This is a genomic window from Pseudomonas sp. AP42 (genome assembly GCF_001728935.1).
In the GTDB taxonomy this organism is placed as follows: Bacteria; Pseudomonadota; Gammaproteobacteria; order Pseudomonadales; family Pseudomonadaceae; genus Aquipseudomonas; species Aquipseudomonas lactis.
Genome location: NZ_LYSO01000012.1, coordinates 12,977 through 38,065 on the forward strand (window position 1 = coordinate 12,977; position 25,089 = coordinate 38,065).

General features: G+C 62.4%; 28 protein-coding genes and 2 pseudogenes. 21 read left to right on the forward strand and 9 right to left on the reverse strand.

Going from position 1 to position 25,089, the window contains the following annotated elements; translation table 11 throughout:
- Nucleotides 1-254 precede the first annotated feature (254 nt).
- A complete protein-coding gene (locus tag A7K61_RS06840) occupies nucleotides 255-1,505 on the reverse strand; it encodes an MFS transporter (RefSeq protein WP_069557262.1) in 1,251 nt (416 codons plus the stop codon).
- A gap of 102 nt (nucleotides 1,506-1,607) precedes the next feature.
- On the opposite strand from A7K61_RS06840, the gene A7K61_RS06845 reads away from it, so the two are divergent.
- From A7K61_RS06845 to A7K61_RS31065, 6 genes and pseudogenes are all read left to right on the forward strand, one after another.
- Nucleotides 1,608-2,561: an AraC family transcriptional regulator gene (locus tag A7K61_RS06845; RefSeq protein ID WP_044273245.1), complete on the forward strand. Its 954-nt coding sequence runs from the start codon at nucleotides 1,608-1,610 to the stop codon at nucleotides 2,559-2,561.
- Between the two features lie 236 nt (nucleotides 2,562-2,797).
- A complete protein-coding gene (locus A7K61_RS06850; RefSeq protein ID WP_069557263.1) occupies nucleotides 2,798-3,025 on the forward strand; it encodes a hypothetical protein in 228 nt (75 codons plus the stop codon).
- Between the two features lie 75 nt (nucleotides 3,026-3,100).
- Entirely contained in the window at nucleotides 3,101-3,700 is a 600-nt protein-coding gene (locus A7K61_RS06855; RefSeq protein ID WP_153046045.1) for a ketol-acid reductoisomerase, read from the forward strand.
- A 265-nt stretch (nucleotides 3,701-3,965) separates the two neighbouring features.
- Nucleotides 3,966-4,411, forward strand: a pseudogene (locus A7K61_RS31050) (contractile injection system protein, VgrG/Pvc8 family); the annotation flags it as partial.
- A 107-nt stretch (nucleotides 4,412-4,518) separates the two neighbouring features.
- Nucleotides 4,519-4,872: a hypothetical protein gene (locus A7K61_RS33575; protein ID WP_234454922.1), complete on the forward strand. Its 354-nt coding sequence runs from the start codon at nucleotides 4,519-4,521 to the stop codon at nucleotides 4,870-4,872.
- Nucleotides 4,873-5,400: 528 nt separating this feature from the next.
- Nucleotides 5,401-5,694 (forward strand): hypothetical protein, encoded by a 294-nt coding sequence (locus A7K61_RS31065; protein WP_078468070.1) that lies wholly within the window; start codon nucleotides 5,401-5,403, stop codon nucleotides 5,692-5,694.
- 183 nt (nucleotides 5,695-5,877) lie between these two features.
- On the opposite strand, the gene A7K61_RS06870 is transcribed toward A7K61_RS31065, so the two are convergent.
- The gene (locus A7K61_RS06870; RefSeq protein WP_139129467.1) at nucleotides 5,878-6,210 is read right to left on the reverse strand and encodes a hypothetical protein; all 333 of its coding nucleotides are present in this window, start codon (nucleotides 6,208-6,210) and stop codon (nucleotides 5,878-5,880) included.
- A gap of 366 nt (nucleotides 6,211-6,576) precedes the next feature.
- Nucleotides 6,577-6,764: pseudogene (locus A7K61_RS33580) on the reverse strand (DUF2165 family protein); the annotation flags it as partial.
- 381 nt (nucleotides 6,765-7,145) lie between these two features.
- Here A7K61_RS33580 and A7K61_RS06880 point away from each other — a divergent pair.
- The 4 genes from A7K61_RS06880 to yecR all read left to right on the forward strand — a co-directional run bounded on the left by A7K61_RS06880 (nucleotide 7,146) and on the right by yecR (nucleotide 8,594).
- Nucleotides 7,146-7,754 carry a hypothetical protein gene (locus A7K61_RS06880; protein ID WP_069557269.1) on the forward strand — a complete coding sequence of 203 codons (609 nt, stop codon included), beginning with the start codon at nucleotides 7,146-7,148 and terminating at the stop codon, nucleotides 7,752-7,754.
- Between the two features lie 42 nt (nucleotides 7,755-7,796).
- Nucleotides 7,797-8,213: a hypothetical protein gene (locus tag A7K61_RS06885; RefSeq protein ID WP_069557270.1), complete on the forward strand. Its 417-nt coding sequence runs from the start codon at nucleotides 7,797-7,799 to the stop codon at nucleotides 8,211-8,213.
- A gap of 78 nt (nucleotides 8,214-8,291) precedes the next feature.
- Entirely contained in the window at nucleotides 8,292-8,441 is a 150-nt protein-coding gene (locus A7K61_RS33585; protein ID WP_238597323.1) for a hypothetical protein, read from the forward strand.
- Between the two features lie 9 nt (nucleotides 8,442-8,450).
- Complete coding sequence (gene yecR / locus A7K61_RS33590) at nucleotides 8,451-8,594, forward strand: YecR family lipoprotein (RefSeq protein ID WP_238597322.1); 144 nt, start codon at nucleotides 8,451-8,453, stop codon at nucleotides 8,592-8,594.
- A gap of 471 nt (nucleotides 8,595-9,065) precedes the next feature.
- Here the strand turns inward: yecR and arsH are convergent, their stop codons facing one another.
- The 6 genes from arsH to A7K61_RS06920 are packed head-to-tail and all read right to left on the reverse strand — an operon-like array spanning nucleotide 9,066 to nucleotide 13,338.
- Nucleotides 9,066-9,788: an arsenical resistance protein ArsH gene (gene arsH, locus A7K61_RS06895; protein ID WP_011871430.1), complete on the reverse strand. Its 723-nt coding sequence runs from the start codon at nucleotides 9,786-9,788 to the stop codon at nucleotides 9,066-9,068.
- A complete protein-coding gene (gene arsC / locus A7K61_RS06900) occupies nucleotides 9,781-10,203 on the reverse strand; it encodes an arsenate reductase (glutaredoxin) (protein WP_009876563.1) in 423 nt (140 codons plus the stop codon). The genes arsH and arsC overlap by 8 nt, the downstream gene beginning before the upstream one ends.
- Nucleotides 10,200-11,432: an MFS transporter gene (locus A7K61_RS06905; RefSeq protein WP_009876564.1), complete on the reverse strand. Its 1,233-nt coding sequence runs from the start codon at nucleotides 11,430-11,432 to the stop codon at nucleotides 10,200-10,202. Before A7K61_RS06905 ends, arsC begins: the two co-directional genes overlap by 4 nt.
- Nucleotides 11,433-11,434: 2 nt before the next feature.
- Nucleotides 11,435-12,505 (reverse strand): ACR3 family arsenite efflux transporter, encoded by a 1,071-nt coding sequence (gene arsB / locus A7K61_RS06910; protein WP_011871431.1) that lies wholly within the window; start codon nucleotides 12,503-12,505, stop codon nucleotides 11,435-11,437.
- 10 nt (nucleotides 12,506-12,515) lie between these two features.
- Complete coding sequence (locus A7K61_RS06915; RefSeq protein ID WP_009876566.1) at nucleotides 12,516-13,010, reverse strand: arsenate reductase ArsC; 495 nt, start codon at nucleotides 13,008-13,010, stop codon at nucleotides 12,516-12,518.
- Between the two features lie 4 nt (nucleotides 13,011-13,014).
- Nucleotides 13,015-13,338, reverse strand: a complete 324-nt coding sequence (locus tag A7K61_RS06920) for a helix-turn-helix transcriptional regulator (protein WP_069557271.1) — start codon at nucleotides 13,336-13,338, stop codon at nucleotides 13,015-13,017.
- Nucleotides 13,339-14,063: 725 nt separating this feature from the next.
- Between A7K61_RS06920 and A7K61_RS06925 the strand changes: the two genes are divergently transcribed.
- The 11 genes from A7K61_RS06925 (at nucleotide 14,064) to A7K61_RS06975 (ending at nucleotide 24,240) form a co-directional block, all read left to right on the forward strand.
- Nucleotides 14,064-14,810, forward strand: coding sequence for a hypothetical protein (locus A7K61_RS06925; protein ID WP_011871432.1), 747 nt, complete (start codon nucleotides 14,064-14,066; stop codon nucleotides 14,808-14,810).
- 118 nt (nucleotides 14,811-14,928) lie between these two features.
- The gene (locus A7K61_RS06930; protein WP_009876569.1) at nucleotides 14,929-15,141 is read left to right on the forward strand and encodes an AlpA family transcriptional regulator; all 213 of its coding nucleotides are present in this window, start codon (nucleotides 14,929-14,931) and stop codon (nucleotides 15,139-15,141) included.
- 42 nt (nucleotides 15,142-15,183) lie between these two features.
- Nucleotides 15,184-16,059: a ParA family protein gene (locus A7K61_RS06935; protein ID WP_011871433.1), complete on the forward strand. Its 876-nt coding sequence runs from the start codon at nucleotides 15,184-15,186 to the stop codon at nucleotides 16,057-16,059.
- Nucleotides 16,043-16,303, forward strand: a complete 261-nt coding sequence (locus A7K61_RS06940; RefSeq protein ID WP_009876571.1) for a hypothetical protein — start codon at nucleotides 16,043-16,045, stop codon at nucleotides 16,301-16,303. The genes A7K61_RS06935 and A7K61_RS06940 overlap by 17 nt, the downstream gene beginning before the upstream one ends.
- Nucleotides 16,296-17,960 (forward strand): ParB family protein, encoded by a 1,665-nt coding sequence (locus A7K61_RS06945; protein WP_009876572.1) that lies wholly within the window; start codon nucleotides 16,296-16,298, stop codon nucleotides 17,958-17,960. The genes A7K61_RS06940 and A7K61_RS06945 overlap by 8 nt, the downstream gene beginning before the upstream one ends.
- A 15-nt stretch (nucleotides 17,961-17,975) precedes the next feature.
- Nucleotides 17,976-18,536, forward strand: coding sequence for a DUF2857 domain-containing protein (locus tag A7K61_RS06950; RefSeq protein ID WP_009876573.1), 561 nt, complete (start codon nucleotides 17,976-17,978; stop codon nucleotides 18,534-18,536).
- A gap of 3 nt (nucleotides 18,537-18,539) precedes the next feature.
- Complete coding sequence (locus tag A7K61_RS06955) at nucleotides 18,540-19,790, forward strand: STY4528 family pathogenicity island replication protein (RefSeq protein WP_011871435.1); 1,251 nt, start codon at nucleotides 18,540-18,542, stop codon at nucleotides 19,788-19,790.
- A 331-nt stretch (nucleotides 19,791-20,121) separates the two neighbouring features.
- Nucleotides 20,122-20,901 carry a PFL_4669 family integrating conjugative element protein gene (locus A7K61_RS06960; RefSeq protein WP_011871436.1) on the forward strand — a complete coding sequence of 260 codons (780 nt, stop codon included), beginning with the start codon at nucleotides 20,122-20,124 and terminating at the stop codon, nucleotides 20,899-20,901.
- Nucleotides 20,898-21,425, forward strand: coding sequence for a DUF3158 family protein (locus A7K61_RS06965; RefSeq protein WP_011871437.1), 528 nt, complete (start codon nucleotides 20,898-20,900; stop codon nucleotides 21,423-21,425). Before A7K61_RS06960 ends, A7K61_RS06965 begins: the two co-directional genes overlap by 4 nt.
- A gap of 73 nt (nucleotides 21,426-21,498) precedes the next feature.
- On the forward strand, nucleotides 21,499-21,939 hold the full coding sequence (locus A7K61_RS06970; protein ID WP_009876576.1) for a single-stranded DNA-binding protein: 441 nt from the start codon (nucleotides 21,499-21,501) through the stop codon (nucleotides 21,937-21,939).
- A gap of 279 nt (nucleotides 21,940-22,218) precedes the next feature.
- Nucleotides 22,219-24,240 (forward strand): DNA topoisomerase III, encoded by a 2,022-nt coding sequence (locus tag A7K61_RS06975; protein WP_009876577.1) that lies wholly within the window; start codon nucleotides 22,219-22,221, stop codon nucleotides 24,238-24,240.
- Nucleotides 24,241-25,089 lie beyond the last annotated feature (849 nt).

A 25,089-nucleotide genomic window follows, 5' to 3' on the forward strand; every position in this document is an offset into this window, starting at 1 on the left:
GCACTGCCACAGGAGCACGTCATGCAGCGTGGCAGAGCCCGATAACTGCTTGACCTGCACGAAGTAAGCCTGGCAGCCAGTGCGGGCATTGCGCGTACCGGCTATGGGGATGGGCGTCGGCGTACCAGGCGCGGAGAAATCCGTGTGTCAAACGATGGGGCAATTTCATTGCTTGGAAACCACGGTGACTCAAGATTACCAGTGCCAAAAGTGACATCCACCCAAAGCGCAAAGAGGCGGTTTGGAAAACCGAATCAAAGGTGCAACGCGGGCCTGGGCTCGCGAACGCCATGGACAGAAGGCACCCGGACACGCAGCGCAATCAGCAACGCAGCCAGCAGCATCAGCACGGCTGCCGCTACAAATACGCCTGCACTGCCACCGAGGCTGAATACTGCACCACCCGCGGCGGCGCCCGTGGCGATGGCGGACTGCACAGAGGCCACCACCATGCCGCCGGCGCTTTCCGCCTGATCAGGTACCGCGCTGGCGACCCAGTTCGACCACGCCACCGGCACACCGCCAAAGGCCAAGCCCCAGATTGCCAGCAGTACCGCCTGCCCCGGCAACGAGGGCGGCAGCAGCACCAGCGCCAGTGCTGCAACGCCGACCAGCGCAGGCATTAGCACCAGAGTGGCCAGCGGGTGGCGCTCCAGCAGCTTGCCGGCCAACAGTGTGCCGACGAAGTTCGCCACCCCGAAGCCCAGCAACATCAGCGACAGCCCTTGCGGGCCGATGCCGGTAGTGCCTTCAAGGAATGGCCGAACATAGGTGAACATCGCGAAGTGGCCGCTATGCACTAGTACACAACCGAACATCCCCATGGCGATGCCCGGGCGCTGCAACACGTCGAAAACCGTGCGCAGACGTGCCGGCCGGCGCGGCGCAAGGCGTGGCAAAGTCAATGACTGAAACGCCAGGGTCACCATGCCGACCGCCGCCGCTGCAAAGAACGCACTGCGCCAGCCATATAGCCCGCCCAGATAGCTGCCCAGCGGCACTGCAACGACCGTCCCGACGGCAATGCCGCTGAAAATGATCGAAAGCGCCCGAGGCAACAGCGCACTCGGCACCAAGCGCATCGCCACCGCCGCAGCCATGCTCCAGAACCCGCCAAGGGCAACCCCCAGCAAGATGCGCATCAACAGCAGCACCGCGAAGCTGGAAGAAACGGCGACCAACAGATTGGAGGCAACCATCAACGTGGAAAACCCCAGCAACACCCAACGTCGGTCGATGCCGCGGGTCAGGCCTGGCACCAACAATCCGGCGAACAACGCTACCACTGCTGTCACCGTTACCGCCTGGCCAGCCAGCGCTTCGGACACGCCCAAATCAGTCGCCATCAGTGTTAACAAACTGGCCGGAAGGTACTCAGCGGTCAGTAATCCGAACACCCCCATTGCCAGCGAGAAGACGGCCATCCACGCGGGGGCCGCAGTCTCTGCATCCGAGAAGGCGTCGGGATGGCGGTTGGATACGGCATTACACACACAGTCAGTCATTACAGGGATCTCCCAATCATCATTGCGACCCGCAGTCTAGGCGCGCGAATCTGGATGATCTATGATCCAAAATCTCTCATTTTTGACTAAAACACCTGAACAATGTCTGCAGAACCATTTGCTCTTGCCTCGGATCTCATCAACGAGCTGTTGCGCGGCATGCGCCTGCGTGGCGTCGAATACCGGCGTATACAAACCAGTCCGAGTTTCGGTTTGGGCTTCGCTGAAAAACCTGGGCATGCCTGGTTCCATTTCATGGCCGTCGGCAATGCGGTCCTGCGAATGGAGGACGGCACCACCTATGCGCTGTCTGCCGGCAACGCCGTGTTCATCTCCCATGGCGCGGCCCATCAACTGTATTCCCATGCGGATGTGCCCGTTCAGGACATCGACCGCCTAGACGGCGTCCCCCTCGGTGACACCGTGAGCGCGGTGCACACCGGAACCGATGCCAGCCCAACGCCGAGCACCATTTTGTTCAGTGGTTGTATGGAGTTTGAACTGGGCAGCATCCATGGCCTCGGCAAACTGATGCCGGGCCTGATGTTGATTGATGCCGACGGCCAGCGCTACCCTGGACTGGTGCCTATTCTGACCACCATGGAGCGCGAAGTCAGCGCCGCACGTGTGGGCTTCGCCGGTATCCTCGCGCGGTTGGCCGACGTGGTGGCCGCCATGATCGTTCGCGGCTGGGTGGAGTGCGCTTGCGGTAATGCCTCTGGCCTGGTCGCCGCTTTACGCGACCCCCGCTTGGCCGGTGCACTGCTAGCGCTCCATCAACAACCGGGCCGCGACTGGACCGTTGCGCAATTGGCAGCGCAATGCAACACCTCACGCTCGGCCTTCGCGGACCGCTTCCAGGTGACGATTGGCATGACGCCGCTGCGCTATGTCACCGAACTGCGAATGCGGCTTGCAAGCCAATGGCTGACCCTCGAAAGGCTGCCGATCGAAGAGGTAGCACAACGCTTGGGCTATACATCCCAGGCGGCTTTCAGTCGCGCATTCAAACGCATTACGGGGAAGACACCGGGGTTAAGTCGCAAGGTGAGGTAGCCTACTGTCACGTGAAGCTGAGCGCATGTAGTCGACGATCTTTACCCCTGAATAATTTAACGCCCGTTACGTCGAGGAATGGGTCACGGCAGTGCACAACCGGCTAAAGGACTGTCAAGTATGACAGTAGACGCCTGCGACGCCCCACCTGAGAATGAACGCCACGCGGCGAAAATCCCCAGCCTCTGAGACTGGGCCAGCACGTTTGCCGCCAGCACTCGATGAGGGGCTCAGTCATGGAGATCAGTGAATGCCGTGCCGCAGACAACGTCATCTTGACGCTAAAGCAACCGATGAACGCGCGACGCACCCGTCTGCTGTGCGGCTATCTGCGCCAGATCAATCCGCCGGCCAAGTATTTGATCCTGGTCGAGGAATGGACGGCGCAAGCCCATTACGTGCAGTTCAACCAGATTACAGGGTGCGCGCGCATCACAAAAAAACTGCGGCCACGCCCGGCCTGAGCATCCGCTCATGAACCTGCGTTCACGTAGCATCAGCGTAACGCTGGTGATCGGCGTGTTCACCACCATGGGGTGGTGCAGGCAGAACGTGCCCTCATCGAGCCGTCGCAGATACAAGACGCGATAGCGATTGAAACAGCGATCGAGGCTCAAAGTGCCACAGCCGCCCCCACCGACACTGCTTGGTATGCTGTCCTCAAAGGCAGTACGCCCGTGCTCATCACCGCGCCCCACGCCACGAAGCCCTATCGAGAAGGCAGCTATCGTTTTTCCGACGGCGCAGGCACGGCGGCGCTGGCCAAACTGCTCAATACCTTAACCTGCGCAACGGTCATTTATACCCAATACCGCAGCCCATCCGACCCCAACTACTATGACGACAATGCCTTCAAGGCCGAAGTCGCCGAGCTGATCAAACAGCACAAGCCCAAGCTATTGATTGACCTCCAAGGCAGCAGCACCTCGCGCCCCTACGATGTCGACTTTGGCACCATGGAAGGGGCGTCGTTGCTGGGCCGCACGGATATCGTCCCTTCCTTACGCAAAGCCTTGCGCAAGGAAGGGCTTCGCAACGTCTCAGACGACTACTTCCCTGCCGCCAAGCATCATACGCTCACACTATTTGCCTCCTCTCTCGGCGTGCCCAGCGTGCAGCTGGAAATCAACAGCACTTGACTGCTTCCATCGCAGGGGGATATCTATGCCCAACGTTTCTCCCAATTGCTGCAAGGCCTCACTCGGTACATTCGAAATACAAATGACACTGCCAACGGTGCGTGTCGAGCGGGTGGTGTGTGATCGCTGACTTATGGGCGCTCATCGCTGAAAGCTATTGCGACAACACCCCCAACCTTGTTCAGGTCCCTCTTCGTTTTGCGCTCTTCCAACAAGGTCCTGGGCAACACAAACCCTTCAAAACTGCGCTGTGTAATCGGGTTGTTACCCCGGCCGCTACAAACGCGACATCGCTGGCAAGCCCTTCACCAACACGCGCCTAACGGCGCTACGCAACGACGCCAAGTTGGCCCATTTGGAAGGCGACGATGAACGCCTGCAACCGGGGTTGGCCTTCGACCTCAACGATCATCCCCGTGAGGACTTCAACGACCGCTGGCGCACCATCGCCATCAAGCACGAAGGCAAGCAACACACCAGTTTGCAGGAGGAATCCTTTGGTAGCGGCCTCGGTACGTCTTATTCTTTGTCCGCGTCACCCAAGGCTGGGCCGGGGCGACCTGGGGCTCCATCGCGATCCCGCGCGTAGGCCAGGAGTTAGTGATCAGCCACCTGGACGGAGATCCTGACCAGCCGATCGCCACTGGGGCCGCCTACAGACAGACCAACCTGCCGCCCTACGAACTGCCCAAACACAAGACGCGGACGACAACCTGCTGGCGATCACTTTTAAAGCGCACAACGGCGAACAGCAGCAACTGAAATTTCGCTATGACGCCCTCGATCAACTGCTCAGCGAAAGCAGTGATGCCGGTGACCTGCAATACGCGTACGACGCCCTGGGCAACTTGGAAACCCTGACCCGACCCGACCAACGCCAACTCAACCTCAATGGCCGGGTGATCTGCGACTTCGGGGCAATTAATGATGAAGTGCTGCGCACCCAGGGCAGCCTGCTGGCCTGCATCCAAGACGACCGCAGCGGCCGCCTCAGCCAAAAAGGCCCTGCACTACATGGAGATGACCCGTTTTTGACAGGCCAGCGCTTTTCCACCGGCAACCTGATGATTGATGCCAGTTGGCAAGCTCTTCACTCAATCGTGCCTCTATTCAGTCGCCCTCGAAAGATCGTTCCTACACCTTCGCCAAACACTTCCGACGGCCCCATCTGAAATACCAAGCAGTCACGAAAAATGACGAGCCCTTTTCTATAATAAACGTTATCTATTCAGTTGTTCCGGGCAATAAGCCCACGTCTCCATTCATCTCATGAAGAACTTGGATTATGCAAAATACTTCGCTTTTCCCCTCATTGCGTACCGCCCTTGGTACAGCCCTGCGGCCCCGACAGCTCAACCGAGAGGAAGAGCGTCTGGTCCACTACTACCGTTGCTTGTCGGAACAGGATCGTGAAGCGGTGCGCTGCCTGATGTTTGCGGTCAAGGAAACCAGCGGAGCCGAACGCCCTCACCCATAAAAAGTGACACCGTCATGGGTCAGCCAACGATGAAGTACCTGCGGGGTTGGACACGTCGCCAAGAGCCGGCCCCCCATGGAACTGTCCTACCCAGCCAAAGCACGCCTGCCGACCCCACAAGCAACGCCATCACGTGCGTGATTGTGACCGCGACCTCGCCGTCGGAACGTTCGACCTTGCTAGAGTACGAAGCCCCATCGCCGTGGAGGAACTGCGCATCCCCATGTCCGCCCTCCTCAGCCTTCAGCCACGATTTCCCTTCGGTGGCCTGACCATCTCCCGCTGTGTCGACGCCCTGATCCGACAGGATCTGCTCGACCCACTTCCCTACGTACGCCGGCACATCTGCGGCGATTGGGGCGATGTGCGCGCAGAACATCGGCGCTACAACGATGCTGCTCTGAAGCTCGGCGGTTACCTGCTGTCGTCCTATGTCATCAGTGACGGGTTGGACCTCTGTGTCTTCACGCAAGCGGACCGGAACCTTACGGCGGTGTTTCTGCTGGATGAGTACTGACTACCGGCCATAAAGCCGGCATGTGCCTGATGCGGTTTGACAGACACCCGCCGCCAAGCCCTAGTCAAAGACCGCAGTACGTCAACGGCGCATTGGCCGCGTCATACCTTCATCACTTTCGTCATCTCAAGGGACGCCCACCCTGCGGTTGGGGAATCCTGCTATGTGCTCCCGCAGGGCTCGCTACTCGCCTGTCGCCGGGAATTTTTCCCCAGCCCCTGTTTCCAGCCATTGTGCATTAACGCTCAACAGTCCTGCGATCCTATCGAGCTGCGAGTGCGGGATACCACGAGAAAACCAGTTGGTCAGCCGCTGGGGGCTGATCTTCAGAAATAGCGCGAAATCCATTGGCACGATCTTGCACTCCGACAGCACTACCCGCAGACGCACGCCGGAACATTCCGCGCTGGCAGCGCGAAGCATCGTTGATCGTCGCCCTGTGCGCGTTTCTTTCCCCTGCCCATAGCCCATTCCTTGCTCCTTGTGTAGCTCCATGTATTTTTTTGCCTTTTTCACACTGCGGGTTCACTGAGTATAAACGCCGCGTTCACCGGTTCCAGTTCCCATGTCGCTTAGCTCATTCGGGTGAGCATTGGGCGCGTCATGCGGCGTGGCAGAGCCGGATAACCGCTTGGGTTGTTGTAGCCGATTTCCGTCAGCCACAACACGCTCCACGGTAGCTTCCGTCTCGATTTCCTCCAGGTGATTGTGGGGCCCACTACGCACTCCTAGACTCCGCCGCCAAGGGCCGTGTGTTCAACTGCTCGACGGTCATGACTCCAGGCATCCTGCTTGAGCCGCCGAAGTACTCGCGCCTGGCCTGCACGAAGTAACCCTGACAACCGGTGCGGGCATCGCGCGCACCGGCCTATGGGGATGGACGTCGGCGTGCCGGGCGCGCCACAACATCAGCACACCTGCGCCCAGCATGTGGCTGTCAGTGCCTCCCCGGCAATGATCAGCCAGTACGCAACGTACCATAGACACGGGGCGCTGATCGCTCGCCACATGGCGGCGTTGTCGGCAAAGGTGGTGTCCATGCTCAGCACGTGCTGGACGAAGGTGAAGTGGCCATCTTTGCGTAACGCGTAAGCATGCTCATCTTCTGCAAAGGCCTGAAAAGCTCAGCACGCTATACCTGCGTCAGGGCTCAGCATCCGATAGATGTTCGTTTGGGGCGTAAGAGTCCGCGCAATCGACTGCCGAAGGTGAAGTGCGCCCCCAACTCTTAGGCATCCATTCAATTTCCGAGGCTTTTTCAATGCTTGGATAAGCCACCCACTACGCCATTGAAAGACACCTCCTACAGACCAAGCGCATGGGTTCGCAGGATGCGTCCTGATTGCTCCCACGTTATTGAAGCCCACGGATGACACTGCCTAGGATGTGCCCACTCGCTCGTTTGATTGAGCCTTGGCCCTCCCAGCGTCCACGACAGGAGTCGATTGACCATGTACAACAACATCACCCTCGGTTTGCGAAAGCGCCTGCTCGCAGGTTCGACCTTCGCCCTCTTATCGCTAAGCGCAGCCCCCGCAGTGGCCACCGACTGGTGGATGATCTTTGGCACCGGCGACACGCCCAACAGAGACCTGTTCTTCGCCGATGCACAGTCGGTAAAAGCCACACAACAACACCCGCAAAACACACTGCTGACAGTCGTGCAGGTGTTTGAAAGCCCCAACAGTCCCAACTACGTGAGCTACGCGCTGGAGCTGCAATGCCCGGAGCGACAGCTCAGGGTGAACTCGGCCACCGCCTACCTGCGCGCCGGGGCCACCACGGTGCTGCCGGCGCCTGAACGCTGGGTGCCGGTGCCCAAGAGCTGGCTGGAGCGTGGCTATGACTTCGCCTGCGCACCAGGCAAACGTAAGTCCAACGCCATGATGCCGATGGGCGTCGGCTCCATCGACAACGCACAACTGGTAGCGATCACGCAGCAAGGCCTCTTCAATCAGTTGCCGGGTAATCAGCCGATCCGCATTGAATCCAGGAAGAGCAGCACCGAGGACGTGATGCGCGACCTCAACTTCCTCTTGGGCGCCCCTGAGAAAAAATAACCTTCAGCGCCGACTGGCATGCTTGAACTATGAGTGATCGACATGAAATACACAGGCGCATTGGCCCTGGCCCTCGTGCTGCTGCAGACCGGCTGCGTCAGCTTTGACACCGTGCCGGAGATGTATGCCCGCAGCCAGTGGAAGGGGCGTGCGGCGCAGGACGCAATTAATTTTTTTGGGCCGCCGCAAAAAATGGACCGCACCGCGGACGACCAGCATGTGGTGATGCAGTGGTACCGCGATACTTCCTACAACAGCAATGAGGTGGTGGCACAAAGCGCGGAAAGGCAGGGCAACGTGATGGTGCACACCAACTATTGGGCAACCGTCAATAACCCGAATCGCTGCATCCTTTCCATCACCGTGGACCAGGACAGGAAGGTCGTCGGGTTTGAAGCCGATGAAGGCGAATTGCTGCTCTCCAGTGGCTGCCAGTCGGTCAAGTTTGGGCCGCCTTAGGCAACCGACGCTGAGACAGGCTAGTGAAAACACCTCCTACAAACGTCATGTTTTACTCTTGAAGGATCGTCCTCGACAATGAAATCCGTCATCGTCGCCATCGCCCTACCGCTCATTGCAGGCTGCGCAACGCCGAAATATTGGGAGGCCACCGGCGGCAACCCGTCCGACGGGCTTGTGCAACTCTTCTACGTATGTACGCCGTTTGAGTACGCTCAGATCCGGTAGTCTCAAGGGTTGGCGATTGCCACGGGGCGCTGCCAATTTTGGAACTACGCGCGCGCTGAGCGCGCAGGCGCACAAAAATCCGTGTGTCGCACGATGGGGCAATTCCACTGCCTGGAAACCACCGTGACTCAGGATTATCGGTGCCAGAAGTGACGCCCTCGCCAAGCGTCCAGGCGCGTCGGGAAGTTGAGCGAACAGTAGTTCGCCTGGCGACCCAGGCGAACTGAGCGGATCTAGTAACAATACGAACTTGAGCGCGCACCCTACGGGTGTGCGCACAAACAAAAAAAGACGCCTAAGCGTCCATTCCGTAAATCACACAGGCAAAAAAAAAGCCACTCGTTAGAGTGGCTTTTTCTTTTATGCTTGGAGCGGGAAACGAGTCATGCACTAGAGCGATAAGTCTCTGTTTCCCAATCACTTTCTCCGCTGTGGTGAGCAGCGAAGGCCTGAATTATAGCCTTGTTTTTCGCCCTCGGCAACAAAGTTCATCCAACGACTTCCATTGAAGTCCAAGGACTGCTCTTTTCGCAGTCGCACCGCCCTACGATGCTGTCGCGATGCAATGGGGCCTCCAGTGGCCAAGGCCGTCGTGCGGCGATAGGCGAATGGAATCAGGGGTTATCAGATTACCGCCTGCTGCATGCGCTTGGTCAACGCCTCGGCGCTTTCCTTGCGCTCGCTATACCTGTCCACCAGATACGGCGACGCATCGCGCGTGAGCAGCGTGAACTTCATCAGTTCCTCCATCACGTCCACAATGCGGTCGTAGTAGGCCGACGGTTTCATGCGTCCCGCTTCATCGAATTCTTGATACGCCTTGGCGACCGAGGACTGGTTGGGGACGGTCAGCATCCGCATCCAGCGGCCCAGCACGCGCATCTGATTGACAGCATTGAAAGATTGCGAGCCGCCCGACACCTGCATCACTGCCAGCGTCTTGCCCTGAGTCGGACGCACCGCGCCGACTGACAGCGGAATCCAGTCGATCTGCGTTTTCATCAGGCCGGACATCGCGCCATGGCGCTCCGGCGAACTCCACACCATACCCTCGGCCCACTGCGCGAGTTCGCGCAGTTCCCTGACCTTGGGATGATCCTCGGTCGCGTCATCCACCAGCGGCAGGCCCGACGGGTTGAACAGCCGCGTCTCGCCGCCCAACGCCCGCAGCACGCGGGCTGCCTCTTCGGCGGCCAGTCGGCTAAACGAGCGTTCGCGCAGCGAGCCGTAGAGCAGCAGGAAGCGTGGCGCATGGGTGGAACGTTCGGGTGCCAGTAGCCGTTCCATGTCCGGCGGCTGGAGCAATGCGGCGTCGATGTTCGGCAGGTCGAGACGGGATTCAGACACGACGGCCCTCCACATCCACTACCGGCTCGCCGTCTTCCTTGTTGAACGCGCCGCGCTGCGGTTGCGGCAGGATGTCGAGCACTGTTTCCGACGGGCGGCACAGGCGCGTGCCCAGCGGCGTGACCACGATAGGTCGGTTGATGAGGATCGGATGTTGGAGCATGAAGTCGATCAATTGCTCGTCGCTCCACTTCTGATCTCCCAGGCCGAGTTCCGCATACGGCGTGCCTTTCTCGCGCAGCACCGCGCGTACCGGGATGCCCATCGCGGCGATCAGCGCCTTCAGCATGTCGCGGTCGGGCGGTGTCTTCAGATATTCGATGACAGCCGGTTCCTCGCCGCTGTTGCGAATCAGGCTGAGGACGTTGCGTGACGTGCCGCAATCGGGATTGTGGTAGATCGTGATGTGGCTCATGTCGAGGTGCCTTCGTTCGAGAGAAGCATGGATTGCTGGCGCAGATGCCTGATCACATAGCCGAACAGGATCGCGCCCGCCGCGCTGATGCCGGTCAGGGCCAGCAGCGTGCCGGGATAGCCGTTGCCGGCGGAATACAGCAGCGAGGCCACGAAGGGGCCGGCGGCCACTGCGATCTGCACGGGTGTCGCCATCGCGCCGCTGATGGCGCCATAAGCGGCCCGACCGTACAGCTCGGCGGGCAAGGCGCCTCGTACGATCGTCATGACGCCATTGCCGATGCCGTAGAGCGCGGCAAACACGACATACACCGGCAGCCACTGCTCGGAAGCAAAGAGCAGGAGCAATGACAGCGGCAGCAGACTGATGGCCGCCATGCCGACCTGGCGCGTGCTGGCCCGCTTGCCGACCGTGGCTTGCACCACACGGCCGAGTACCTGCATTGGCCCGATCAGCGCACCGACCCAGGCCGCATTTGCGGCAGAGATGCCATGTGCCTGCAAGACTGGGATCATGTGCAGCGACATCGCCGCGAACACCAGTGCATTCAGCGTCACAGCCGCCGTGACGAGATAGAACACCGGTTCGCGCATGACCGCGGTGAGATTGCGGGATCGGGTTTCCGTCCGCGCTGGGGGTGTGCCGTGTGCCGGGCCGCGTCCCTTTGGCAGGCTGGCATGGATGGGCAGGCAGATCAGCAGGTTCGCGGCCGCATAGATCAACCAGACCTCGCGCCAGCCGACGTGTTGCAACAGCGTTTGCGTCAGCGGCCAGAATACCGTGCTGGCGAAACCGCCGAACAACGTCAGGTGCGTGATCGCCCGGCGATAGTTGCTGCCATGGACCTGCGTGATGACCGCGAAGGCCGGCTGGTACAAGGTCGCGCTCATGGCCACGCCGATACCGGCCCACACGAGGTAAAGCTCCGTCGCGTTGTGTACCCGCGAGAGGCACGCGAGCATGACGGCGGCCAGCAAGGCGCCGCTTCCCATCAGCAGACGTCCACCGATGCGGTCGATGATGCTGCCGGCCGCGGTCGAAAGCAGTCCCGAGATCAGCAAGGCCACCGAATAAGCCCCGACGATGGCGGGCTTGGACAGGCCGAGTTCGTCCTGCATGGGCTGCATCAGGACGCCGTAGGCGTAGAACATCGACCCCCACGCGACGATCTGCGTCAGTCCGAGCGAGGGAATCAGCCAGCCGCGAGAGCGCGGGATGGTGTTGTCCATGATTACGCTTGGCGCTCGTACCAGCCGCGCGAGCGGTTGACCACGCGCACCACCAGCAGCATCACCGGCACCTCGATCAGCACGCCAACCACGGTGGCCAGCGCCGCGCCCGAGTGGAAGCCGAACAGACTGATGGCGGCGGCCACGGCCAGCTCGAAGAAGTTGCTCGCGCCGATCAGTGCCGAGGGGCCGGCGATGCTGTGCTTCTCGCCTACCTTGCGGTTGAGCCAGTACGCCAGCCCGGAATTGAAGAACACCTGGATCAGGATCGGCACCGCCAGCATGGCGATCACCAGCGGTTGCCGGATAATGGCCTCTCCCTGAAAGGCGAACAGTAGCACCAGCGTCAGTAGCAGCGCGGCGATCGACAGCGGGCCAATACGTTCCAGCGCCCGGTCGAACGCAACCTGACCCCGGCGCAGCAGCGCCCGGCGCCAGAGCTGCGCGAGGATGACAGGAATGACGATGTAGAGCGCGACCGACACCAGTAGCGTGGCCCATGGCACGATGATCGACGACAGGCCCAGCAGGAGGCCGACGACGGGCGCGAAGGCGAACACCATGATGGTGTCGTTCAGCGCCACCTGCGACAGCGTGAACACCGGATCGCCGCCGGTCAGCCGGCTCCACACGAACACCATCGCCGTGCAGGGCGCGGCGGCCAGCAGGATCAGCCCGGCGATGTAGCTGTCCAGCTGCCCGGCCGGCAGCCACTGTGCGAAGACATGGCGGATGAAGATCCACGCCAGCAGCGCCATCGAAAACGGCTTGACCGCCCAGTTCACAAACAGCGTGACGCCGATGCCGCGCCAGTGTCGCCTGACCTGGCCGAGTGCGCCGAAGTCCACCTTCAGCAGCATCGGCACGATCATCACCCAGATCAGCAAGCCCACCGGCAGGTTGACCTGGGCGACTTCCAGCTGGCCAATGGCCTGGAACGCGCCCGGCGCGAACTGGCCCAGCGCGATGCCGGCAACGATGCACAGCAGCACCCACAGGGTCAGATAGCGCTCGAAGCTGCTCATGGCAGATGCGGCCGGCGCGTGACCGGCCGCTTCGGTTTCTGTAGTCATCGCGCCGCCCTTACTGGCGGCCGATGTCGCGCAGCTCGCGCTGCAACGACATGGCGTCCAGGCGCTGGAGCGGCAGCGACAGGAACAGTTCAATGCGTCGGCGCAGCGTGATCGCGGCGTCGAGGAACGCTTTGCGCTGTTGCTCCTCAGTGCCCTCGACGGCTGCCGGATCAGGGACGCCCCAATGCGCCGACACCGGCTTGCCCGGCCACAGCGGGCAAGCCTCCCCAGCAGCGTTGTCGCAAACTGTAAAGATGAAGTCGAACACCGGCGCACCCGGTGCCACGAACTCGTCCCAGCTCTTGCTGCGGTAGCCGGTCGTCGGCAGGTGCAGCCGCTCCAGCGTGGCAAGTGCCAGCGGATGAACCTCGCCCTTGGGGTGACTGCCCGCCGAATAAGCGTGGAAGCGGCCCTTGCCCAGCTCGTTGAGCATGCCTTCGGCAAGGATGGAGCGGGCGGAATTACCCGTGCAAATGAACAATGCGTTGTAGATCGTGTCGGTCATGGCGTCAGCAGTCGCAGCGGGTGGATTCGGAAACCTCGCACACTCCGCCTTGGCAGCAATGCTCGGTCAGGTAGCCGATCAGGCCGTTCATGTGGTCGTATTCGGCGCGATAGATCAGGTTGCGGCCTTGCTGCTCGATGCTGACGAGGCCGGCGTGGGCCAGTTCCTTCAGATGGAAGGACAAGGTGTTGCGGGCCACGTCGAGCTGGTCGGCCAGCACGCTGGGCGTGAGTCCTTCCGGGCCGGCGACGAGCAGGGCGCGGAACACACGCAGGCGCTGGGTGTGCGCCAAGGCGCTCAGGGCGGAAACGGCTTGATCTTCGTTCATGATTCGATAGTACAACAATTATTGAATTAATGGATAAGAATCAGCGGGCAAGTCATTCATGGCTTCGCGGCATACCGCCGTCGAGTTCTTGGACTATGTTCCGCGCATCACGCCCATCAAAGTCATCGCGGCAGCAAGATGCTTCTATCAAGAGCGGCGGATGCCTTCTCGCACCACGGACTAGTTCAAGGGAAGGCAGGATGCCTAGCGGGCGATAGAACTGCACTGCATCCTGATGCGATGTGACCATGTTTGGCCCACACCGCAGGCGCGTGAACGCAAAGTGCGTTGGATTGAACCAAGCAAAATGCTTCGCCGCAAGATGCTATGTCGATATATCAGGATGCCGAAACAAGCATGACATGCGCGGATTTCTCCAGGTCCCTCTGGACGTGGAGCAGCGGATGCAATCCCCTGCGCCTTGTGAAACCGTGGGGATATCAGACCATATCGAATCGGTCTTGATGTGCTTGACGCACCCCATGACGCTGGCACCGTGAGCGCAATTGTCGAGCGTGCTTCTTCCTTATTACTCGACGGACCGGCAACTGGTCAATTCTTGCATATCGAGCAAGAGAGAACCACCTGTGACGGGTGCCATGATCTCTTCCGTCCATGTTCCAGGGCATCGCCCCAGGCATCAGCCACAGGCATAACGAAAAAACAGCCCCTTGGTGGGGCAAGAAGGAGCCGGTGATGTAGCGCTTCCGAAAGGAGACGAAAACATGCACAAGGAGCCACCACTATCAAAGGTGTTCTATCGTCCCATCGAAGCTGCCATACGGTGGGCTGGGTTGTTGCGGTACGAAGCGGTGATCGTCGCATCGATCGCATCACCGCGTTGTCTGCCGCAGATGTTGGACTGCCCGCGATGGAACGAGTGTCGGCTGTACTCGGAACGCATCTACGACGGTATCCTCAACGCCGAACTACCCTTCGGCAAGAACGGGATCACACTTAATGACCCAGATCTGGTGAGTTCACTCGATCTGACCGTCCGCCATGTCGATCTGAAGCGGTGGATGCGCACCCACTATCCCGAGCATCGGCCGGGATTTCTGTTCAGTCGCGGCGAGCGCATGGTGCATCCCTTCATCACCATCGAGACAGGACAGGCAATCCTGCTGGAACGGCTGGCTCTGCAGGCCGCGCTGGACCATAGCCGACGCGAGATGCGCGAACTGCAACAGCAACACGAAGTCTTGCTAAAGCAGTCCGCCGTACTGCTGGCTCCCAAGCAGTGCGTGATCAGTGATCGGGCGGAAACTACATACCTGAACATCATCGGCGGCATGCTGACGCTGATGCTGAGCCAATCCCCATCCGGCGTGCCGTACTCCAGCTTCAAGACGCAGGAGGCCATCGTCACCGCATTGCTCGCCCACTATGGCGGCACCATGGGCATCACGGAGCGAACCTTGAACGGCAAGTTCGCCAATGCCAGGAAGAATGTCCGTAGCGCAGCCGCGTGAATTCTTCCATCTTGTATGTGCAGTCGCGGAGATTGCATTTGCAATGTTTTTCCGCAGCCATGTCTATTGAATAGAGGTCACGCCAACAAACGCTACTGAGCGTTCAGGAGTGACCGCCATGTCGCAAATACCTGTACTGCCACCGCACGAGCGCCGCATCCTGCGGCTCGATGAAGTTGAAGCGAAGTCCGGCTTCAAACGCGCCCACATCTACAACCTGATGAAGAAGCGCCAGTTTCCGCAGGCGTTGCGCCTGGGCGTGCGCGCCGTGGGCTGGGATTCGGTCGAGATCGACCAGTGGATCGCCGAACGCCTCAACAACCGGACCTGACCCGCTCCCCCTCGATTTTCCCATCGCCAAACGGAGAGCGCCATGCAGGTCGTATCCATAATTTCAACGAAAGGCGGCGTAGGCAAGACGACTACGGCCGCCAACCTCGGCGGCCTCGCCGCGGACGCGGGGCTGCGTGTGCTGCTGCTCGATCTCGACGTGCAGCCGACCTTGTCGTCCTATTACGAGCTGGCACACCGCGCTGCCGGCGGTATCTATGAGTTGCTGGCGTTCAACGAACGCGCCCTCGATCAGTTGGTGTCCCGCACCATCATCGCGGGCCTGGACCTGGTGCTCTCGAACGATCACCGGGGTGAACTGAACACGTTGCTACTGCACGCGCCAGACGGACGCCTGAGACTGCGGCACCTGCTGCCGGCGCTGGCGCCGCTTTATGACCTGGTGCTGATCGACACCCAGGGTGCACGCTCGGTGCTGTTGGAGATGGCGGTGCTCGCCTCTGACCTGGCGCTGTCGCCCGTGACCCCGGAAATTCTCGCTGCCCGCGAACTGCGACGCGGCACCATGCAGTTGCTGGAGGACATCGCGCCATACCGGCACCTCGGCATCGAACCGCCATCCCTGCACCTGCTCATCAATCGCGTCCACCCCGTGTCCGCGAATGCACGGATGATCCAGCAGGCGCTGCGCGACCTGTTCCAGGACCATGCCGGCATATGCGTGCTGGGCACCGACGTGCCGGCCATCGAGGCCTATCCGCGCGCCGCAACCCGCGGCCTGCCGGTGCATCGCGTCGAGCATCGCCAGCCGCCGGGCAGAGTTGCGCCCGCCGCGCTCGACACCATGCGCGCGCTCGCCGGCGAACTGTTCCCACAGTGGCAAGACAGATTTGCCCTCGTGTCCGGCCGTCCTCCTCGTTCCATTGAAACCGGGAGGTCACATGGCGAACGCACATGAACTGGCCCGCGGCCACAAACGGCTGCGCGCCCTGATTGAGTTTGCGGTGAGCGAAGGCTGGCACGTCAAGCGCACACGGGGCGGACACCTCAAGTTCACCAAGGCCGGCTGCGCCGCCATCTACACCAGCTCAACAGCGAGCGACTACCGGGCGGATCTCAACGCCCGTGCACAGATCCGCCGCGCCGAGCGCGAGGCCCGCATGGCCCGGGCCGTCAACGCCGAGGGATGTGGTCATGGCTGAGATGACCTCCCAGGACATGGCCGGCAAGCTGCTTGCCGCCGGGTTCGAGCGCAGTGGGCCATCGGCCACGGCCTTGAGCGACCCGATCGCCGACACGCCGATGGTCGTGACGCTGGACCAGTTGCGGCCCTACGACCACGACCCCCGCAAAAAGCGCAACTCGGCCTACGATGAAATCAAGGCCTCCATCCGAGAGCGCGGCCTGGACGCGGCGCCAGCGATCACACGCCGTCCTGGCGAGGCGCACTACATCATCCGCAACGGCGGCAACACCAGGCTGGCGATCCTGCGTGAACTCTGGGCGGAGACCAAGGACGAACGCTTCTTCCGCATATCGTGCCTGTTCCGGCCGTGGCCTGCGCGCGGAGAGATCGTCGCCCTGACCGGGCACCTCGCCGAGAACGAACTACGCGGCGGCCTCACGTTCATCGAGCGCGCCCTGGGCGTCGAGAAAGCCCGCGAGTTCTATGAGGCTGAAAGCGGCACCACCCTGAGCCAGTCCGAGCTGGCCCGCCGCCTGGCCGCCGACGGCTTCCCAGTCCAGCAGTCGCACATCAGCCGCATGGCTGACGCGGTGCGCTACCTGCTGCCCGCGATCCCGACCGTCCTATACGGGGGCCTCGGCCGCCACCAGGTCGAGCGGCTGTCGGTCATGCGCAAAGCCAGCGAACGCACGTGGGAGCACTATGCCAAAGGCCGCTCCCTGCCGCTGGACTTCGACAGCTTCTTTCTGGAGGCGCTGTCGCAATTTGATGTCCAGCCCGACGAGTTCTCGCCGCCGCGTGTGCAGGACGAGTTGATCGGTCAGATGTCCGAGCTGCTGGGCATCGACTACGACGTGCTCGCCTTGGACCTGACCGAATCCGAGAGCCGCCACCGCGCCCTGGTCAGCGACCCAACCCCGCCATCGGCGCCGCCGGCATTGCCCGAGCCTGGGGCCATCGCACGGCCGCCGATCGAACCGGCACCGCCCCCCACTACAACTGCACCTTCTGCGGGCCACTCTGCCGACGCGCCGACAAGGCCCCGGGACGATGGGGCCCCGAGCGAGGCATCCGCAGCCAGCCCTGCGGCAGCGAATGGCGGTCTGCTTGACGAGCACATCATCTCTCCGGCACCCACGACGGAGCGGCTCCAGTCCATCCAGCGCATGGTCGCCGACCAGTTGGGCGATGCGCTGCCGCCCGACTTCTCGGCCAACGTCTTGCAGTCGATTCCCGTGCAGGCCGGTGGCCTCTATCCCATCTCGGACATCTGGTATATCGACCCTGGCCTCGACACACCCGACCGCCTGCGCATCCACATCGCGCAGTTCGCGCGCGAGATCGCGGGCGAGGCCGACCTGGACGCGTGTGTCGAGGATCGTTCTGATGGCATCGGGTTCACGTGTCGTGCCCCAGCCCAGGCTTCGTCGCCGCTCGCACGCGCCGTGCTCGCACTACTGGTTTCCCTGGCCGGTCAGCAGCCAGCCGGCGTCGGCTTGGACAGCGGGCAACTCATCACAGACCTGCCAGCGCTGTTGCACGGCCAGGGTCAACGTCGTGACGGCGGGGCCCGGCGATTGAGCGACACCGCGCTGGTCAAGCTGTTTCGTCTGCTGCGGCTGGCCCGGCGCCTGCTGGATCTGGAAGCCGGCGCTGTCGGTTCTGGGATCTGAGCGAGGGAGGCCTGCATGTCCGCACCGAACCCACTCAACCAGGCCGTCATCGCGCAGGCACTCTACGACCTACGCAACGGGCAACTGCGTCGCTGCAAGGCGATGGGGTTCGGCGAGGAAGAGCTGGATGCGCTCAAGCATCCGGCGCTGATCAGCGTGCTGGCCAATGCCAACGTCTCCTGGTGCTCTGTCTCGGTGAACCGGGAAGTGCTCCGGCGATTGCTCAAACAGGCGCAGGACGTGGAGAAGGAGATCGCCACCGTCGATCGCATGCTGCGCCTGGGTGCCAGTACCGAAATGGTGAGCCGCTTCTACGGGCTGACACATCAGGAAGTCGCACTTCGGCGCGAAGTTCTCGGCCTGCCCAAACGCAAGGGGCGCCATCCGGTTCTGGACGAGGAGCAGGACACCGAGCTGTGGCGGCGCTGGAAGGTCGTGACCAGCAGCAGGAACGTCGAGCTGGAGGATGAGACCTCGGTTCTTGATGCGGCAATGGACCTCGCCGAAGGCATGGAGCTGCCGCTGTCGGTGGTCTGGGCTGCGATCAAGAACTGGATCGATCAGGGACTGGGTTGAATCATGGCCGTGGACGACGCTGCACCACGAGCACCACGCCAAGGTCCGGTCGCCCTCGCTGATCTGTTCGACAGCGCGCTGAAAGACCTTGCACCGAAACCTCGCCCACTAGCACCGGCTCCCGCCTTCGCATCCGCGACGTCTCCTGTGTCTGCAACCGGCGACGGTTTCCTGTTCAGTGGAAATCGGCACGAGAGCGTGCCGCGACGGCTGTTCCTCGACCGACGCCTGACGCCGCTGGAACGCAATGCCTGGCAAGTCTTCCGGATGATGCTCAACGAGGATGGCGTCACGGCGTTTCCGACGTATGAGCAACTTCGCCCGTGGCTCGCGTCAATGCCCTGCGCCGGACAGGCCTCCCACGAGACCGTGGCACGGGCGCTGACGCTGTTGCGCCTGACGCGCTGGTTGAGTCTCGTGCGCCGCAGGCGCGACCCCAAGACCGGGCGCATCCTCGGCAACCTCTACGTCCTGCACGATGAGCCCCTGACCCCGTTCGAGGCGATGCAGCTCGACCCGGACTACCTGCAGCTCGTCAGCCAAGCCCTGGGCCATTCGGCCAGGGCCGTTCAGGTCGTGGGCTTGCACACGCTCAATGAGATCGCCGAAGACCCGCTGCTGTCTGGCCGCATGCTGCCCTCGCGGCTGCAGGTCCTTGCCGAACGCCTCGCAAGCCAAGGCATTGGGTCGCAGGAGAGTTATCCACAGGAGGACACGGTTCACGATTCCGAAGAAGGGGCGCCGAGCCTTCTTCGGAATTCTGATCGGCCCTCTTCGGATTCCGAAGCAGGGCCAAAACACGCAGCAGACGGCGCTCTTCGGAATCCGAAACAGGACCGTACTGTACGTAGTAGTCGTATTAATGAAGTACGTACTACCGCGCGTGAGCGTGGGCAGGCGCGCGCGATGCCGGGAGTTCGTCTGCCTGATCGCTTTCTCGGCTTGAAAGATGAACAGCAGGCCGGCGCCATGGTGGCATTGCAGCAGGTCGATGCCCCGCTACGCCAGGCCGTGCTGGACGAATGGGCGGATCGCTGTCGTGGCAGCACCATCCGCAACCCGGCAGGCTACCTGTTCGGCATCATCCAACGTGCCATCCGTGGCGAGTTCAACGCATGGGCCAGGCAAGCTGGGTCAGCACCGCCACCTGCCCCTGCACGAGATGCACCGCCTGAGCCACCGCGCAATGTAGTTCCGCCCGAGGTAGCCCGGCAGCACATCGACCGGCTGCGCGACCTTCTGCGCAGTAGCTGAGCGCGACGAGCGACAAGGGCGTGAAGCAGACGCCCGTGGCCGTCAGTAGAGCTATCCCCTGGGGATAGATGTGATGCAAGGCGTAACACCGAAAGACACAGGCTGGGTGCTTCTGTCCACGGTGCTGCAGTGGCGTCCGGTTCCTGAGCGCACCCACCATCTGCGCGAGCAGCGCTCTGTGGCGTTTGATGGAGCTATCCCCTGGGGATAGCTCGCATTGCGGGCCGCCACCACCACGACAACCGGGGACCAGTTCATTTCGGTTTGTTGACTGACTGCCTTCCGCTGCATGCCGATCCTGACCGCTCCTTTTCCCAAGCGAGCGGACACCATGGCAACCAACGAACCTCTGCAACTCAATCTCGGCTCTTTGCGCAGCGCGATGTCGCTGACGCTTCACACCCACCACGCATCGCGCATCTGGCATGGCCGCGCCGCCGCCGAGGGGCGACCCGGCATCGTCGGCCTGAACGGCTACATCGCCGTGATGAACAAGATGAAGCGCGGCTCGGAACAGGATGACCCGTACAGCGACTGGTGGATGTTGCGCATCGAGGAAAAGCTCGACCAGGCCAAGACCACGTTGCAATCGCTGCGCGAGCAGGTGGACCAGGCATTGGCCGGCGTGCCAGCGGCGTTGAGCCTGGGCGAGAACCTCAACGTGCAACCGGTGAAGCTCCCCTTGTTCGTGAACGCGCAGCTCGGCTTTGCCGCGGTCTATCTCCTGGCCGACTATGACGACATCGCCCGCAAGCTGATCCTCGCCCATCACACCGCGCTGATCGATCGCTCGACATTGGAGCGGTGGCTCAACGAAGGCGCTCACACGCTGCGCAGCCTGTTCAGCCTGGCCCAGCAGTACCGCTACTCGGGATGCACCCGCGACGACTTCGCGGCCAAGAACGCCGCAGCGCGGGCGGCGCTGGAGAAGTTCGGCGACTTGCCGCAGGACGTGCTCGAAGGCGCTCGCCGCTCGAAGTTTGCGCCGCCCGTCGTGCGCCGCGGCCTGCAACAGCGCAGTGATAGCGCTGCCGCAGCCGCACCTCCCAGCGACGAAGGCACTGCCGCCGATCCGGCCGAGGCCAGCACCGGCGAGGACGAACAGGCATGAGCGACCCGAACCGCGAACCTCGCTACTTCCGTGGTCTGGAACAGCCAGCCTTCATGCGGCTGGAACACGCGGCCTCTCTAAAAGGCCTTTTAAAGCCTTTTAAAGGTAAAGGGGACTTCGAGGCCTGGGCCAGCCAGTGCTTCGCCATGCGCGACGAGTTGATTGCCCTGGCGCAGCGACAGGTGCTGCCACAGGCGTGCGGGCATCCCTTCCACCTGCTTCCCGTCGAGCTGGCCCAGCAGATAACTGGCGCGGGAACGACGTTCCTTCGCTGGCGCAAGCACGACCGCTCGGCCATGGGCGTGGCGCTGTGGCAGGAACTGGTGGCGAGCACCAGCACGCCGGTCAACCTGCTGGCCGACCTGCACGCGATCGAGTTACAGCGCATCACGTTGAACATGCAGATCAGCCTGCTGCACACCTTGGGCAGGCAGGCGCAGGAATGCGCCAGCAAAGCGGCCGAAGCGGACAACGCATACCTGCGCCGGCTCAAGTCCACCCCAACCGCAATGCGCGATCGGTGATTGCGCCAGACATCCCAGCACGCACCCGGCGCCGATGAGGCACGGGTATTTCAACCACCACGGAGATCACATCATGAGCACGCATTTTTCTGGCGAAGGCAATATCGGCTCGCCACCGGAGTACCGCGAATTCCCCAATGGCAACGACGAGCCCAACCGCCTGCTGCGCCTGAACGTCTATTTCGACAACCCCGTTCCCAAGAAGGATGGCACCTTTGAGGACCGTGGCGGCTTCTGGGCGCCGGTGGAAATCTGGCACCGCGACGCCGAGCACTGGCAGCGCCTCTACCAGAAGGGTATGCGGGTGCTGGTCATCGGCCGCATGGAGCGCGAGCCCTGGACGGACAACGAAGATCAGCCACGCGAGACCTGGCAAGTCAATGCGCGCAGCGTAGGCATCTTGCCGTACCGCATCGAGTCTGTGGTCCTCAGCCCGAAGCCACAGGAGGCAGAACCGAAGCCGCAGGCCGACCAGGAATCGACCGCGCCGAAAGAGACGAAGCGCCGGAAGTGACCCGGCATGGAGGGCGGCTGCCGCAGCGCTTCGCCGCCCTCCATGCGCCGCGAGCTATCCCCAGGGGATAGCTCCATCAACGTCCACCGACTTCCACGCGTTCCCGCGAATCGCCGCTCCCGAACCGCATACCTCCGGCCACTCGCCATTACCGCACAAGCCCTTCCATCCCGTGAAAGCGGTCGCCGCCGCGTGCCGCTTGTTTGCTGCTGCCCCCGGTGGTGCTCGGCATCCTCGATCCCAGCAACTCCATGAACCATGGGAATCGGATGAACGGATATGCGGCTGTTCTTGTGCGAGAAGCCCTCCCAGGGCAAAGACATTGGCCGGATTCTCGGCGCCACACAGCGCGGTGAAGGCTGTCTCAACGGTTCCGGCGTCACCGTCACCTGGTGCATCGGCCATCTCGTAGAAGCCGCTACGCCCGAAGCCTACGACGAGCAGTTGAAGCGCTGGTCCATCGAGCAGTTGCCCATCATTCCCCAGCATTGGCGGGTCGAGGTCAAACCGAAGACCGCCACGCAATTCAAGGTCGTCAAGGCGCTTCTGGCGAAGGCGACCCAGCTTGTCATCGCCACCGATGCCGACCGCGAAGGCGAGTTGATCGCCCGCGAGATCATCGAACTGTGCGGCTACCGCGGCCCCATCGAGCGGCTGTGGTTGTCGGCACTCAACGATGCGTCCATCCGCGCCGCCCTCGGCAAGCTACGGCCCTCAGCCGAGACGCTGCCGATGTACCACTCGGCGCTGGCGCGATCCCGTGCGGATTGGCTGGTGGGCATGAACCTCAGTAGGTTGTTCACGGTGCTGGGGCGGCAGGCCGGCTACGACGGCGTGCTGTCGGTCGGCCGCGTCCAGACCCCGACGCTCAAGCTCGTCGTGGACCGCGACCGCGAGATCGCAGCCTTCGTGTCCGTGCCGTACTGGGCCATCGTCGTGTCCCTGTCCGCAGGTGTCCAGGCTTTCACCGCGCACTGGGTTCCACCCAATGCCTGCACCGACGACGCAGGCCGCTGCCTGCAGCAGCCGGTCGCACAGCAGGCCATGCAGCAGATCCGCGCTGCGGGCAGCGCCCACGTAGTGTCGGTTGAGACCGAGCGCGTGCGCGAAGGCCCGCCGCTGCCGTTCGACCTGGGCACCTTGCAGGAGGTGTGTTCAAAGCAGCTCGGGCTGGACGTGCAGGAAACCTTGGAGATCGCCCAGGCCCTGTACGAGACGCACAAGGCCACGACATACCCCCGCTCGGATTCCGGCTACCTGCCCGAGAGCATGTTTGCCGAAGTGACCACCGTTCTCGACAGCCTGCTTAAGACCGATCCCTCGCTGCGCTCGATCATAGGCCAGCTCGACCGTTTGCAGCGCTCGCGCGCCTGGAACGATGGCAAGGTCACGGCCCACCACGGCATCATCCCGACGCTCGAACCGGCGAACCTCTCCGCCATGAGCGAGAAGGAACTGGCCGTGTACAGGCTCATCCGGGCGCATTACCTAGCGCAGTTCCTCCCTCACCACGAGTTCGACCATACTGTGGCCAAGCTTTCGTGCGGTGGGCAGAACCTTGCGGCCACGGGCAAGCAGGTTGTCACGCCGGGCTGGCGCCAGGTGCTGGCCGAGCCGCAGTCCGAGGACGGCGATGGCGACGGCGACACCGCGGCCCGCGCCCAGGTGCTACCGGCGCTGCACGAAGGTCTGGCATGTCAGGTGGCCGATATCGATCTGAAGGCACTCAAGACGCTGCCGCCCAAACCGTACACGCAAGGCGAGTTGGTCAAGTCTATGAAAGGCGTCGCCAAGCTGGTGTCCGATCCCCGCCTGAAGCAGAAGCTCAAGGATACGGTCGGCATCGGCACCGAAGCGACCCGGGCCAACATCATCGGCGGCCTGATCGCCCGCGGCTACCTCGTAAAGAAAGGGCGCGCCATCCGCGCCTCGGATGCGGCTTTCACCTTGATCGATGCCGTGCCTGCGGCGATTGCCGACCCCGGCACCACCGCCGTCTGGGAACAAGCGCTCGACATGATCGAAGCCGGCCAGCTCACGCTGGATGTGTTCATCGGCAAGCAGGCCGCATGGATTTCGCAGTTGATCGCGCAGTACGGCAACGCGTCCCTGTCTATCAAGGCTCCCCAAGGGCCGACATGCCCGCAGTGCGGCGCACCCACGCGCCAGCGCAGCAGCAAGAGCGGCCCGTTTTGGTCGTGCAGTCGCTACCCGGACTGCAAAGGCACGCTGCCGGTCGAATCCGGCAGCTCCAAGCGCGCCGCCTCGCGCCCGCGCCGTAGCGGCCGCAAAGGCTCCTGACCGATCCCGTTCCCCGTGAGCCGTGCCCGCCTTCGGCGGCGTGGCCCGTGTCCCGCATGCCCTGCGGGACGCCCAGCGCGCAACGCCTTCTTGATTTGTGTGCGCGTCCCGCCCAGCCGTCCCCGGCCGCGGGACCTGAAGGTAGCTTCTCTGCGAGCCGCACCACGCGCGTTCTGTTGATCTGCGTTTCTTCCGCCCTCTGCGAAGGGTCTCCCGGTGGCTTGCCAGCGTGCACGAGCCACCGGGAGACCCTTCGTGGTCAGCGGTAATCGGTGCCGGTGCCCGCCGGTGCAAAAACGGGCTCCCTTTGTGCGCGGATGTGCGCCAGACGATGCCGGCCCCAGCCACGACATGGGCCGGGTGTGATTGCTGAGAGCAGACGGTTCTAGCGACGACCGGGCCTGCCAATCAGCCCACGGGTGGCTCCTCTTTCCTCCCGAGCCGAAGGCCGCAGGGCCTTCGGCGCCTTTTTCCTGCCCATCAACGTCCCGGTCCGGCCATTGGCCTGGGCCACACGAACAGGAGAGATGACATGCACCCTCAATATTGCGCGCAACTGCTGTACGGCAGTGTGTGCAGCGGCATCGATCCAGCTTCTCCTACCCGTCCTGACAGCCCCGCACTTGCTGCGGGGCTTTCTTTTTCCACGTTCGCCAATCGGGGCTGTAGCAGGTGCCGATTTCCGGCTGACGTGGCTCGACTCGCGCACGAAGCTGCCTGCATGTGTCGCTGATCCGTCAGCACCATGCCAGCAGCCAGGGTTTCCAGGCTGCCGCGGATTCTCTCCGCGCCACCCGCCAGTCCGCCATCGCATCGAGTCTGCGGACGCGCGTCCTCGTGACGCCGATG